The following is a 13,889-nucleotide window of genomic DNA, read 5'->3' on the forward strand; positions in this document are numbered from 1 at the left end:
GGCAGAAGGTTCTCCGGACCCGGGCACCGGCCACCCGCACACGCGTGGAGGACCCGACATGCCTCTTCATCTGAGGAGTGCAGCGTTCCTGACCGCGCCAGGACTCTGAACAAGTCCCATCGCGCAGGTCAGCGGCACTCCTCACTTCGTTGATCACGCGTCAGTCAGCCACGCTCGTGAAAGCGCGAGGAAGTACTTGCTGGAGCATCTGCCCGACGAGGATGCGGTGCTGGTGGTTGACGAGACCGGGGACGTGCAGAAGTGCACGCACACCGTCGGTGGTCACCGCCAGTACACCGGCACTGCCGGTAGCACCGAAAACGCGCAGGTCGCGGTCTACCTCGTCTACGCGGGCGGCTGCGGGCACACAGCGGTAAACCGCGAACTGGAGATCGCGCGCTCGTGGACGTGCGACCGGACCGCTGCCTACTGCGGGCCTGGGCGAGGACACCATCTTCGCGCCCAAGCCGGAGTTGGCCGCCAAGTCGCTCGCTGGGAGCCCACGCGGCCGACACCGCGCTGGCAGGGATCGGCGGCGGGCAGCCCGCGGCGATGGGGTTACCTCGGCCAGTGCATCACCCTGGGCCGGCGCGCCGCCAAGGACGACACCGCGAACAAGTACTCCATCGGCGGGCGTCTCGCGGCGGGATCAAGGAGCGCGCGTGCCTGGGTGTCGTTGAGGAAATGGCGGAAGACGCGCGCACGTCCGGTTCGTTCCGCTGGCACATCAAGGACGATGCGCATCCAGCTGCTGCGCGCTGAGTACCGTGCGACTCCGGCGGCTCGCTGAACACCGAGGGGCGAGGACCTTCGCCGTCGGACCCGTACAGAAGCCCAGCTTGTGCTCACTGCTGCCGTCGTCCGTTTTCGCGAAGGGGAAACAATACTCTCCGAAAAGGGGCGCCCCGAAAGGCGCCCCATGCCGTGCTTAGACCTCAGTAAATCCTGATCGATATGATCTCGTGGATGTGGCCCGGGTTCCAGGAGCTCCACTTCTGGAGGGTGACGGTTTCGAGCCTCGGATCGCTCAGGTTCCGCTGGAACTGGAGGGTCACGACATTGTTTCCGGATTCGACCCAGTTCACGCCGTAGATGGCGACGGGCATGGTTCCGGCATTGGCGAAACAGAGGGTGTCGCGACCGTCGTTGTTGTGGATTTCGAGGTAGCTGTTCTCGTTGCAGTCCGTACGGTTGATGGTCGGCCCGATGGCGGAAGCCGTGTTGGGCGAGGCCGCCGCAGCCGTTGCGGGCACGATCGTGGCGGTCAGTGCGGCCGCGGAGACTGCTGCGACGCCGAGGAAACGGCGCACGGAAAGCTTCATTCTCTTCCTCTCACACGGGGAACTGGAGCCTTCACCGTCTCACATGCACCCGCCCTCCAGAAAGCACTTACTGGCCATGTGCACATACTCTTGGCGCCCATGTAGAACAGGGTGAGCGACACCACGTTTAACTTGACTGGAGCCGGTATTGCCAGTCCGGCAGGGCATTGGGATAACCGAGTCTCACAGGGAAGGGAGCCGCGCGATGGAAGGGCAGCCCAGGAGCGCCGTGAGTGTCACGCAGATGATCAGCGGCGAAACAGGGATGGAACGTTGCCGGAAGTAGCCGAAAATCGCGGAAGAAGAGGTCTTCTTGTGTGCTCGCAGGAACCTGTGCAAGGTGATCGCGCCGCAAGGGGCCCCTTCTCAGGTGCCGGGTCCGGTGAGCGAGGAGCATGCTCGTCGCGCCAAACGACCGCGACAGGGCCGTGCGTCGTCGCCCGCCTGCCTACAGCCTCGACCGCGGGGAAAACTCCCTGCACTGTCGGCGGTTTGCCGCAGGCACCGCGGATGCGTGCGAGAACGGTAACGGGGGAGTGGTCAGGGAGGGCGGGGGGCGGAGAGCAGGTCTTGATCACCTGTGGGTAGCCTCGGGCCATGACCGGTGACTGGCGGATGGACCGGATCGGGGCTGCTCTGCGGGGCGAGAACCCGACCGTGCTGCGGCGGCTCGACTCGGGCTTCGCGGTGATCGGCGACGTTCAGTTCCTGCCCGGATACTCGGTTCTCCTCTCGGACGAGCCGGGTGTTCAACGGCTGTCTGACCTGCCGAGGGCCAAACGGCTGTCCTTCCTGTCCGACATGGACCAGCTCGGAGAAGCGGTTGAGCGGGCCTGCCGGCGGCTGGACCCCGATTTCCGCCGGGTCAACCTGGAGATCCTCGGCAACACGGACCCCTTCTTGCATGCCCACGTGTGGCCGCGGTTCGCGTGGGAGCCGGCCGAACTGGTGGGCAAGCCGGTGTGGCTGTATCCGCGTGACCGGTGGAGTGATGAGCGGTTCAGGCTCGGTCCGCAGCACGACGTGTTGCGGGATGCGATCGGCAGCGAACTGGACCGGCTGCGTTCGATGGCCCGGCGGGCCCGAAGCGCGACTGTGGTGTGACCGGATCCTGGCAGTGCGGACAGTTCCTGGTCGCGGTCGGCTCCAACGGGCCCTGTTGTGGAGCCTGTGGCGTGACGATGCTCGGCTGATCCGCGGCAGGTTGTCGAACGGTAGATCCGGCGGACAGTCGTGAGGGCGTCGAAGGGCTCTCGCAGAGGGGACAGGTGGCGTTTGTCCCGGGCGTCCTCGCTGGTGCGGGAGGTGATCCGGCACTCGTCCGAGCAGTAGATCCGGCGTTGACCGACCGAGGTGGTGAATGCGGTCTGGCAGGCCGGGCAGGCCGGGCAGGTCCGCTGGACGGGCTGCTCCCTGCCGGCACGGACCGCACCGAGCTGCACCGCCAGGTCGGCCGGCTGTCCGGGCTGGGGCAACCTCGTCTTCCTCCTGGACGATCCGATCGGCGCGCGCACCCACCTCGGCGCCGCCGTGTCGTACGCGATCGCGTCGCAGCCTGACCGGATGCCCCGCCGCAGCAGGCCGAAGGCGCGGGCAACGTCGGCTCCGAAGCAGCGCCAGCTGCCGGTGCGGTCGGCCTGCTCCGCCTGGAAGCCAGAGGGACGGGAGCCGAGGTACGCCGCCCGCCGCCACATGGCGCTGGACACAACGTGGCGTAGCCCGTCCGGTGGAGGTGTGCGGTCGGTGGGGCGCTGCGGGGGAAGCCTGCCGACAGAGGCAGCGGGTGGCCGGTGGGAGGCGAACGAATATGCGGCGGGTGCGACGGAATGCCCGGGCCGCCGCGGTCGGGGAGTATCTGCGCGGTGCCCTGTGGGTGCTGCCAGGGGCGGCCGCGGTGCTGGCTCTTGTCGCGGGCAGCCTGTTGTCGCAAGCACGGATCCCGCCCGGCTCGGTGTGGCACCCGATCGCGTTCGGCGGCACCGCGGACGACGCCCGCCAGGCGCTGATCACGATCGCCTCGACCATGGTGACCGTGATCGCGCTCGTCCTCGGCCTGACGATCGTCACGCTCCAGCTGGCCTCGACCCAGTTCTCCCCCCGGCTGCTGCGCAACTTCCTGCGCGACCGCCCCAACCAGGTGGTGCTCGCCACCTTCGTCGCCACGTTCGCCTACAGCACCGCCGGGCTCTACACCGTCCGCGCCACCGGCGGCGCCGACTTTCCCCGGCTCGCCGTCTCCGGGGCGATCGCGCTGGTCTTCCTCAGCCTCGGGATGCTGGTGTTCTTCGTGCACCACATCGTGCACTCGATCAAGATCGACACGATCATGAACTCGGTCGCGCAGGCCGCCGCCCACACCGCACGGACCTGGACCCCGAAGGCGCCCGGCGTCGACCGCACCGGTCCCGTCCCGCCGCCGGAAGCGCTCAGCCTGGTTGCCGCGCGTTCCGGCTATGTGCAGACCGTCCATCCCGGCCCGCTGCTGGAGGCCGCGGCAGTCCAGGACGCTGTGGTGGTGATCGTGCCCAAGGCGGGGGACCACGTCGTGGCGGGGACGGCGACGCTGGCCCTGGCCTGGTCGCGGACGGGCGGGCCGCCGAGGAACGCGCCCGCGCTGATCCGCGCACTGCACTGCGCCGTGCAGATCGGCCCGGAGCGCACCCTGCAGCAGGACGTGCTGTTCGGCATGCGGCAACTCGTCGACATCGGGCTGAAGGCCCTGTCTCCCGCGATCAACGACCCGTACACCGGTGTCCAGGTACTCGACCGGCTCTCCGCGGTCATCGCCCTGCTGGGCGGGCGGGCCCTGGGCGACGACATCAGAACGGACCGGGTCGGCGTGGTCAGGGTGGCGGTCACCGGTCCGTCTTTCGCCGACTGCCTCGACCTCGCCTGCGGCCAGATCCGTCGCTACGGCGCCGGGGAACCCGCCGTGTGCCTGGCGCTGTTGCGGCTGCTGGACACGGCCGCAGCCTCGGTCACGGACGCGCGTCGACTGGCCGCGATCACCGACCAGGCCCGACTCGTCCTGGCCGACGCGGAGTCCCGAATCGCCCAGCCCGCCGACCGTACGGCAGTGCGCGAACTCGGCGCCCGGCTCGTCCGGCCGTAGCCCCCGAAAGGGCCCGTGCATGCCGCTCGGGCCAGGCTCGTGCGCCCGGGGTGAGGCCCCGGACCATCGCCGTATCCCTCTCCGGTCCCGGGTCGAGCGGGACGGCGCTGCCCGTGGCGGCGCCGGCGTCCTGGGCAACGGCTTTGACAGGGTGCCTGTGGATCCTTCAGGCGCGGGTGCTCCTGGCACAGGAACTGCTGGAGACCGAGGCCGACCCTGGCTGTGCCAGTCGTTCACGGTCCTCCGGTTCCGCCCTGGGCCGGCGCGGCCACCGTCTGGGCGGCGTCCCGCACGTTCCGTCGGCACGGCGTACACGTGCAGGTGGTGACCGACCCGGCCGGACAGCTGCTGTGGGTCTCACCGACGATGCCCGCCGCGCACGCGGTCCCACTGCGGCCCGCGCCACCGGATCCTCCGGATCTGCGAACGCCGGGGTGTACCCGTCCTCGCCGACCGCGCCCATCTGGGAGCCGGCCCGTGGGTGACGACACCCCTCAGGCTCCCGCCCGGCCGCGACCGTACGCCGCCCCGGCGAACCGTCAACCGAGCGCTGTCCACAGCACGGGCGCCGGTCGAGCGCGGCGTCGCACGACTGAAGTCGTGGCGGATCTTCCGCAGGTCCCGCCGCAGCCCGTCTGATGTCGTGCGTCTCCGTTGCCGTCCTCACTCTGGCGTCGGCGCTGGCGCCGCCGTGCCGTCGCCGGGTCGAGCGGTCAATTCGATGTGCCTGGGCGATCAGCGTCCGTGGGTTCCTGCATGACGGATGGGAGTGAGCGGGCCGTGCAACCGGCCGTCGACGGGGATGCTCGGCTTCTTGATCCAGGGGCGTGTTGCGGAAGTGGTGCCGCCGCGAAATCGATTGACGCTCGCCGGTGTCCGGCGGTCGGATGACGTGTCATGAACACAGGACAGATGCATCCGGGAACACATCCCATCGACGTCGACCTCGTGCGGCGGCTGATCGCTGGGCAGTTCCCGCAGTGGGCGGGGCTGGCGGTCGAGCGGGTTCCGTCCGGCGGGACTGTCAACGCCATGTTCCGGCTGGGCGATGACATGGTCGTACGGTTGCCGCTCGTGCAGGGCGGGGCCAACGACGTGATGACGGAGCGGATGTGGCTGCCCAGGCTCGCGCCCCACCTGCCTACGACCCTCCCCGAGTCGCTCGGGGAGGGGGAGCCTGCGGAGGGTTACCCGTGGCCGTGGTCGGTGTACCGGTGGCTGGCGGGGGAGAATCCCGAGGCGGGAGCCCTGAGCGAGCCGGTGCTTCTGGCTGAGGATCTGGCCGAGTTCGTGGTGGCGATGCGGAGCATCACCCTGCCGGGTGCGCCGCAGGCCCATCGCGGGGGCCCGGTCGCCTCGCTCGACGCGCAGACCCGGGCGGCGATCGAGGAGTTGCGGGGGATCCCGCAGGAGGGCGTCGACTGCGATGCCGCCACAGCCGTATGGGAGGAGACGCTGCGGACCCCCGGCTGGGAGGGGCCGCCGATGTGGCTGCACGCCGATCTCATGCCGGGCAACCTGCTCGTGGACGGTGGCAGGCTGACCTCGGTAATCGACTTCGGGTGCCTGGGGGCGGGCGATCCGGCCTGCGATCTGTTCCCGGCGTGGAATCTGCTGCCGGCCAAGGCGAGGGAAGTCTTCCGTGAGGCGCTGCGCGTGGACGACGCGACCTGGATCCGAGGCCGGGGACGGACACTCTCGCAGGCACTGATCGCGCTGCCGTACTACCGGAAGACGAACCCGGCGATGGCGCACAATGCCCGGCACGTGATCCGGGCAGTGCTGCAAGAGGGCCGAGGCTAGCGTATGGGGACTGTGCTGGTGTACGGGGACTGTGCTGGCGTATGGGGACTGTGCTGGTCACAGCCACTCGTCGAGCGCTGCGACCAGCGCAGCGGCCCTGGAAGCGGACCGCGAGTTCGTCGTGTCGCGTGGCCACCGCCCAGCGGCGCTCCAGTCAGTCTGTTGATCCCGCACTCGACAGCGTGGTGCTTTTTGTGGTCCTCCTCGTGAACAGGGACCCGGTGCGCGGGCGTTGACAGGGCGTCACACCGCTCTCATGATGGGAGCGCTCCCATAAGCGGCGTCCGGCCGCCGCCCCGCGCGGGCACGATCGCACCGCACCCACGCTTCGCTCTCCGTGTCACCGGCGGAACGGTCTGCCGTCGCGTCGGCACTTCGCTTGTGCGGCGGCACGATCGGGCACCCGCCGGCCCGCCCGTGCCGCCGGACTTTGAGGGAGGACCCCCATGCCACCACTGCACAGACCCGGCCGGTCGGCCGGTGCCGGCCCTCGCCCCCTCGCACGCGGCGCCACCGTCCTGGCCGCCGCGCTGGCCCTGCTGTCCCCGCTGGCCGGTGTCGCACCCGCCGCACCGCAGGTGGCTGCCGCCGCGGACGTCGGTGTCCGGGTCAACGCCCAGGCGTCGTCGGGCCGGCTGTCCGGCACCGCCCGTGGCGTCAACGCCGCCGTCTGGGACTCGCATATGAACGATCCCGAGGTGGCCGGCCTGATGAAGGCAGCCGACGTCGGTGCGATGCGCTACCCCGGCGGTTCGTACGCGGACATCTACCACTGGGAGACGCACACGGCGCCCGGAGGCTATGTCGCCCCAGGCACCGGCTTCGACTCCTTCATGGGCACCGTCCGAGCCACCGGGGCGCAGCCGATCCTGATCGCCAACTACGGCTCGGGCACGCCCGAGGAGGCGGCCGGCTGGGTCAGGTATGCGAACGTCACCAAGGACTACGACGCGAAATACTGGGAGATCGGCAACGAGATCTACGGCAACGGTCATTACGGCAGTGGCTGGGAGCACGACGAGCACCAGGACAAGAGCCCCCGGGAGTACGCCCGCCAGGTCCGCGCCTACGCCTCGGCCATGAAGGCCGTCGACCCCACGATCAAGATCGGCGCGGTCCTCACCGCTCCCGGCGAGTGGCCGGACGGCGTGGTCGGCGAGGGCGATGCCGGCGACTGGAACAACACCGTGCTCTCCGAAGTGACCGGCGTCATCGACTTCGTGAGCGTCCACTGGTACGCGGGCGGATCCGACACCACCGCCCAGGACGCCATGGCCAGGCTGGCCAGGCTGCCCGGCGAACTGCGGGAAGTACGCAGCCAGATCGACCGGTACGCGGGCGCGGACTCCCCGCGCATCGGCATCGCCCTCACCGAGATCAACACCAACACCGGTGGCGCTCGGCTCACCGCCCGCCCCAACGGCCTGTTCGCCGCCGACGCGTTGATGACGGCTCTGGAGAACGGCGTGTTCTCCGTCGACTGGTGGAACACCCACAACGGCGCGGACCGGATCACCACCGTCGACGGCGAGACGGACTACGGCGACATGGGGATGCTCTCCAGCGGCGCCTGCACCGGTGACGTCTGCGAGCCGGCGCCGAACACGCCGTTCCACCCCTACTTCGGCATGAAGATGACCAGCGAACTCGGCACCGCGGGCGACATCATGGTCGCCGCCGAGTCTTCCACGCAGGACGTCTCGGCACACGCCGTACTCGGTCGCGACGGGCGCCTGCGCGTCCTGCTCATCAACAAGGACCCGGACGCCGCACGGACCGTGGATCTCGAGTACGCCGGCTTCACTCCGTCCGCCGCCGCACCCGAGGTCAGCCGCTACGCACGCGGCGACAGTGACATCACCAAGGTCACGGACGGGGAGGTGTCCGCCTCCCAGGTCACCGTGCCGCCCTATGCGCTGCTCACCGTCACGCTCGAACCGCGGGCCGGGACCGGACCCGGGGCCTCGGCCGCCGGAACCCCGGGCACCCCGAGGCTCGAGACGGTGACCGACACCACCGCGCGCCTGTCCTGGGAGAGCGCTGCGGGCGCCACCCGCTACCTGGTTCAGGAGCGCGACGGCGCGCACACCCGCCTGGTCGGCGAAACCACCACCGGCACGTCCGTGACCCTGCGGAACCTGCCACCGGGCAGCACGCACACGGTCAACGTGCTGGCGGCCGATGCCTCGGGACGGCTCTCCGCCCCCTCCTCTCCGCTGACCTTCACCACCGGCGCACCCTCGGACGCCACTTGCGCGGTGACCTACCACCGCGACACGAGCTGGGGCAACGGCTTCGTGTCCACGGTCACCGTACGCAACCTCTCCGACACCCCGATCACCGGCTGGACCGTGGACTGGGACTGGCCGACCGACGGTCAATCGGTGTCCTCCGGCTGGAACGCCACGTTCCACCAGACCGGCCCGCACGTGCGGGTCACGGCCCTCGAGGGCGCGGGGCCACTGGCCCCGAACGGTGGATCGACGGCCTCCTTCGGATTCGTCGGCGCCAACGACGGGCCCAACCCGCAGCCGACGGCCTTCCGCCTCAACGGCACCGTCTGCTCGGCCGGCTGACGACCGGCCCGCCCGGGACCAGGGCGCAGGGCGACCTGATCCCGGGCGATGCTCAGTGCCGAGGACGGCCGCTGCCAGGTGCACCCGCTGCCGCTGACGTGGGTCCGTTACCTCGTCCGGGTGACTGCGGACCGTTGTGCTCCAGCCTTACCGTGGTGCCCAAGTCCGGTACCTGTCGGACATCCCTTCTGTCTGGGCGAGGTCGTGGGGGCGTGGGTTGGCACGGGCCGTAGTGCGCCATCTGTGCGCGTACCCGGCGCTGATGAGCGAGGAGAGGCCGGCCGAGTGCGAGACCGAGGTGCGGACGGAGTTCGTCCTCACGCGAGCCTCGGCCGGTCCGATCGGCGGCACCAGCCGCAGCGGCGCCATCCACCCGGAGCTGATCCGGGACTGGTTCAGCCGTCCGCTGTGGCGGATGGAGCCGTCCGACGCCGACGCGTACGTCGACAAGTTGCTTCGCATAGCCGTAGCCGTAGCCGTAGCCGTAGCCGTAGCCGTAGCCGTAGCCGTAGCCGTAGCCGTAGCCCGGCCCGGCACATCACGCGCCGGGCCGGGCCACTGTTCAGAAGTCCCAGCTCTGGCTCGCCGCTCCGTTGCAGCTCCAGCTCACCAGGAGCTGGCCGTTCTCAGGCCGGCCACCCAGGATGTCGAGGCACTTTCCGTTCATCCGGCTGCGGATCTCGCTGCCGTTCCGGAACCACCTCTGGTTGCTGCCGCCGGTGCAGTCCCACATGCTCACCGAGCCCAGGTCGTTCTGATTGAACGCGTAGATCTCCAGGCACTTTCCGTTCAGGCCCGAACGGATTTGCTCGCCGTCCCAGAACCACTGCTGGTTGGTGTTGCCGTGGCAGTCCCACGTCACGGTGGAGGCGCCGTTCTCCTGGTGGAACCCGAAGACGTCGGCGCACCTTCCGTTCAGGTGGGACTTGAGCAGCGGTGCCGCAGCGTGTGCCGGCGGCGCCGTCAAGGCACTGCCGACGGCGAGCCCGATGGCCGCCAGCAGCGGGATCAGTCGTTTCGCGGTTTTCATGCTTGCCCTCCGAATGGCCGGTGCGCGGTTGCGCTGGTCCATGCCTAGCCGCCGGGGGTTGTCCGGCGCCGGGACGTGGACCGCCGGACATCAACAGCCGGACAACGCCCACGCACCCCGGCTGCGGAAAGGTTCCAGAGAGGAAGGCCATGCCACGCGCCGAACGCCCGCTCGACCTGGACAGCGGTCCGCTGACACAGTTCGCGGCCGACCTGCGGAAGCTGCGCGAGGCGGCGGGACGGCCGCCTTATCGCCTACTGGCCCAAAGGGCACACTATGCGTCCACGACGCTGTCGGACGCCGCGGGCGGGCGCACGTTTCCGAGTCTGAGTGTCACGCTCGCGTATGTGGAGGCGTGCCAGGGCGACCGCCGCGCATGGGAATCCCGGTGGCACGCGGTCGCCGCCGAGCTCGCCGCGAGCGCACATGGCGATGAGCCCGGGGAAACCAGCCCACAGGGCACACCGTACGCAGGGCTGTCGGCGTTCCAGCCGCAAGACGCCGACCGCTTCTTCGGGCGCGAGCGGCTGACCGCCGAGGTGCTCGCGAAAGTGCGCGACCGCCGGTTCCTCGCGGTCTTCGGGCCGTCGGGATCGGGGAAATCCTCACTGCTGCGGGCCGGGCTCGTCGCCGGCGTGCAGGCATCGGGGTGGCCGGTGATGCTCTTCACACCGGGGCCCCACCCCGTGGAGGAGTGCGCGATCCGTCTGGCCGCGGCGACGGGAGAGGCCCCTGGCACGCTGATGACCGAGCTGCGCGATGATCCCGCGACGCTGCATCTGCGGATCCGGCAGGCGACGGTCGACCGCACACCGGACATCGAGACGCTGATCGTGGCCGACCAGTTCGAAGAGGTCTTCACCCTCTGCCGAGACCGGAACGAGCGAGACGCGTTCATCGCCATGCTGATCGCCGCCACCACCGCGACGGCCAGCCGGACCCGGGTGGTACTCGGCGTGCGCGCCGATTTCTACGGCCACTGCGTCCAGGATCCCCTGCTGGCCGAGGCGATGCGTGACGCGCAGTTCGCGGTCGGTCCGATGAGCAGCCAGGAACTGCGCGAGGCCATCACCCGGCCGGCCCAGCTCGTCGGCTGCACGGTGACCGGCCCGCTGCTGGCGGCCGTGGTCGCGGACGCGACCGGTCAGCCAGGTGCATTGCCCCTGGTCTCGCACGCGATGGTCGAGACCTGGCGCCGCCGCAGCGGCAACCGCCTGACCTTGGACGGGTACTTGGCGGCCGGCGGAATCCAGCACGCTCTCGCGCAGACCGCCGAGGCCGCCTACCGGGCGTTGTCACCGGTGCAGCAGGACCTCGCCAGATCGCTGTTCCTCCGGCTGACCGCGCTGGGTGACGCCACCGAGGACACCAGGCGCCGGATCACCAGGGACGAGCTGGACCCGGGCCCCGACACCGCCTTCGTACTCGAATCCCTTGCCCGCCAACGGCTGGTGACGCTGGACGAGGAGTGCGTCGAGATCACCCACGAGGCGATCATCCGATGCTGGCCGAGGCTGCGCGGCTGGCTGGGCGAAGACCGGGAACGGCTGCTCCTGCACCGGCAGCTCACCGACGCGACCGCCGGCTGGGAGGCGCAGGACCGCGACCCACACGCTCTGTACCGGGGTGCCCGGCTCGCCGCGGCACTGGACCTGGCCGCTTCGGACGGCAGCCGGCTGACGTCCAGGGAACGGAGCTTCCTCGACGCGAGCAGGGAAGCCCAGGCCGGCGAGACGGCGGCGGTCAGACGGCGGACGGTCCGCCTGCGGCAGCTGGTCACCCTTCTCACCGTGCTGGTGGTCATCGCGGCCGCTGCGGGTGTGCTGGCCGCCGGCTCGCGCAATTCGGCTGTACGGCAGCGCAACACGGCCGTTGCCCGGAAGGCCGCCGCGGACGCGGCCGAGGTGCGCAAGCAGAACCCCGCGCTCGCCGCGCAGCTGAACCTGGCCGCATACCGGCTGGCGGCCACCGACGACGTCGGCGACCAGTTGATGAGCGCGTTCGCGACGCCGTACACGAGCCTGCTCACCGGCCACACCTCCGACGTGGTCTCGATCTCCTTCGCCCCGGAGAGCACGGTCCTCGCCACCGCGAGCTGGGACCGCACGGTCCGGCTGTGGGACGTCGAAGACGCCCACCACCCCGTCCAGCTGGCGAAGCTGGACCAGCCCTGGCGGCTGCTGGCGGTCGCGTTCGGGCAGGGGGGCCGGGTGCTGGCGGCGGCGAGCGAACGATCCGTGCGGCTGTGGAACGTGACGAACCGGCGAGCGCCCGTCGAGCTGAGCACCCTGCCGGATCAGCGGGCCACGCCCACGTGGGTGGCGTTCCGGCCCGACGGCGGCGTCATCGCCACCGGCCATACCGGCGGAGCGACGCGGCTGTGGAACGTGAGGGATCCCCGGCATCCGCGGCTGCTGTCCACCCTCTCCGGCCACGCCAACGTGGTCGCCGCCGTGGCGTTCAGCCCGGACGGCCACACGCTGGCGACCACCGGTGACACCACCGTCAGGCTGTGGGACGTCAAAGACCCCGTGCATCCGCGCCACCTCGACGTGCTGCGCGGACACACCGACACGGTGACCTCGGTGGCGTTCAGCCCTGATGGCCGGACCCTGGCGACGGGTAGCTGGGACCACACCGCACGGATCTGGCACATCGGCGGCGGTACGCGGACGCGGTCACCGGCCGTCCTGACCGGCCACACCACGATCGTCTGGTCGGTGGCATTCCACCCCGACGGCCGGACCCTCGTCTCGGTCGGCGGGTCCGAACTGTTCTGGGACGTCACCGACCCGGCCCACCCGAAGCGCTTCAGCGCGATCCCCGGTGGGGCCTACCAAGCCGCGTTCAGCCCGGACAGCCGCATGCTGGCCAACTCCGACCGGCTGCTGGACCTACGGGACCTGTCGCTGGGAACCCACGACGACGTTGTGACATCCCTCGCGTTCGCCCCCGGCGGCCACCTGCTCGCCAGCGCCGGCTGGGACGGCACCGCACGGCTGTGGCAGGTCACCGGCGGCCGGTCCCTGTGGCAGCTGGCGGTCCTGCGCGGGCACATCAAGTTCGTCCGGTCCGTGGCGTTCAGCCCGGACGGCCGCACCCTCGTCACCGCCAGCGAGGACACCACCGTCCGCGTCTGGGACGTGACCGACCCTCGAAGACCGCGGCTCACGTCGATCCTCACCCCGAACGCCGGCGAAGTCGGCGGGGCCGGCTTCGGCCGGGGCGGTCACCTGCTGGCCGTCTGGGCGCAACACGCGGCTGGACTGTGGGACCTGACCGACCCCGGTCATCCCCGCCCGCTGAGCCGGATCACCGAGGGCGGGCCGAACGTCACGACGGCGTCGTTCCGGCCGGACGGCCGTACGCTGGTGACCAGCACGGGCGAGTCCGGCTCGCTGCGGTTCTGGGACATCAGCCGGCCGCGCAGCCCCCGTGAACTCCCGTCCCCCTTCCGCTCCGACCCGCTGACCGGCGGTGTGTTCAGCCCCGACAACCGGAGCCTGGCCGCCGTCCATCGGACGGACAAGACGGTCTGGCTGATCGACATGAGCGCCGTCGGTCACCCGGTGAAGGTGAGACAGCTGCGGGCGTCCGGTTCCTGGCTCTACGCGCCGGCCTACTCCGCGGACGGCCGCCGACTGGCCGCCGGCGCCGCGGACGGCAAGATCCTTCTGTGGGACCTGAACGGCGCGGCTTCTCCCACCGTCCTCACCGGCCACTCGAATGCGGTACCGGCCGTGGCGTTCGGCCCGCGCGGCAACACCCTGGCCACCGGCGGCAACGACTTCACGATCCGGCTGTGGGACACCCGCCTGGACAGGGTCGCCGCCCGCGTCTGCGACAGCGCGTACCCGCGGATCACCAGAGCTGAATGGACACGGTACTTCGCAGCGGCCGACTTCAACCCGCCCTGCCCCTCCCCATGACATGCGGCACCACCCGTCCCGCGCACAACTCCCGGCCGCAGCCGTTTCCGGTCCTGTTCGGTGAGCGGGTGCCCGCACACATACCGGCACCCGCCAGCGGAGTCGGTACGGCCTGTG

8 protein-coding genes and 1 pseudogene are annotated in these 13,889 nt (G+C 70.4%); 7 read left to right on the forward strand and 2 right to left on the reverse strand.

Going from position 1 to position 13,889, the window contains the following annotated elements; genetic code table 11:
* Window positions 1–118: 118 nt before the first annotated feature.
* A complete protein-coding gene (locus tag ACZ4U1_RS14665; RefSeq protein WP_467903531.1) occupies window positions 119–790 on the forward strand; it encodes a transposase in 672 nt (223 codons plus the stop codon).
* Between the two features lie 145 nt (window positions 791–935).
* Here ACZ4U1_RS14665 and ACZ4U1_RS14670 read toward each other — a convergent pair whose 3' ends face one another.
* Window positions 936–1,322, reverse strand: a complete 387-nt coding sequence (locus ACZ4U1_RS14670) for a beta/gamma crystallin domain-containing protein (protein ID WP_467903266.1) — start codon at window positions 1,320–1,322, stop codon at window positions 936–938.
* Between the two features lie 597 nt (window positions 1,323–1,919).
* On the opposite strand from ACZ4U1_RS14670, the gene ACZ4U1_RS14675 reads away from it, so the two are divergent.
* The 5 genes and pseudogenes from ACZ4U1_RS14675 (at window position 1,920) to ACZ4U1_RS14695 (ending at window position 8,813) form a co-directional block, all read left to right on the forward strand.
* Complete coding sequence (locus ACZ4U1_RS14675; RefSeq protein WP_467903267.1) at window positions 1,920–2,426, forward strand: HIT family protein; 507 nt, start codon at window positions 1,920–1,922, stop codon at window positions 2,424–2,426.
* Between the two features lie 712 nt (window positions 2,427–3,138).
* A complete protein-coding gene (locus ACZ4U1_RS14680; protein WP_467903269.1) occupies window positions 3,139–4,434 on the forward strand; it encodes a DUF2254 domain-containing protein in 1,296 nt (431 codons plus the stop codon).
* Between the two features lie 285 nt (window positions 4,435–4,719).
* Window positions 4,720–5,071, forward strand: a pseudogene (locus ACZ4U1_RS14685) (transposase family protein); the annotation flags it as partial.
* A gap of 260 nt (window positions 5,072–5,331) precedes the next feature.
* A complete protein-coding gene (locus tag ACZ4U1_RS14690; protein WP_467903271.1) occupies window positions 5,332–6,237 on the forward strand; it encodes an aminoglycoside phosphotransferase family protein in 906 nt (301 codons plus the stop codon).
* A 446-nt stretch (window positions 6,238–6,683) separates the two neighbouring features.
* Window positions 6,684–8,813 carry a cellulose binding domain-containing protein gene (locus tag ACZ4U1_RS14695; protein ID WP_467903273.1) on the forward strand — a complete coding sequence of 710 codons (2,130 nt, stop codon included), beginning with the start codon at window positions 6,684–6,686 and terminating at the stop codon, window positions 8,811–8,813.
* Between the two features lie 562 nt (window positions 8,814–9,375).
* Here ACZ4U1_RS14695 and ACZ4U1_RS14700 read toward each other — a convergent pair.
* Complete coding sequence (locus ACZ4U1_RS14700) at window positions 9,376–9,885, reverse strand: RICIN domain-containing protein (RefSeq protein ID WP_467903275.1); 510 nt, start codon at window positions 9,883–9,885, stop codon at window positions 9,376–9,378.
* 107 nt (window positions 9,886–9,992) lie between these two features.
* Here ACZ4U1_RS14700 and ACZ4U1_RS14705 point away from each other — a divergent pair, with 107 nt between their 5' ends.
* On the forward strand, window positions 9,993–13,772 hold the full coding sequence (locus tag ACZ4U1_RS14705) for an nSTAND1 domain-containing NTPase (RefSeq protein WP_467903277.1): 3,780 nt from the start codon (window positions 9,993–9,995) through the stop codon (window positions 13,770–13,772).
* Window positions 13,773–13,889 lie beyond the last annotated feature (117 nt).

It is taken from the genome of Streptomyces sp. NPDC028928 (assembly GCF_055564915.1).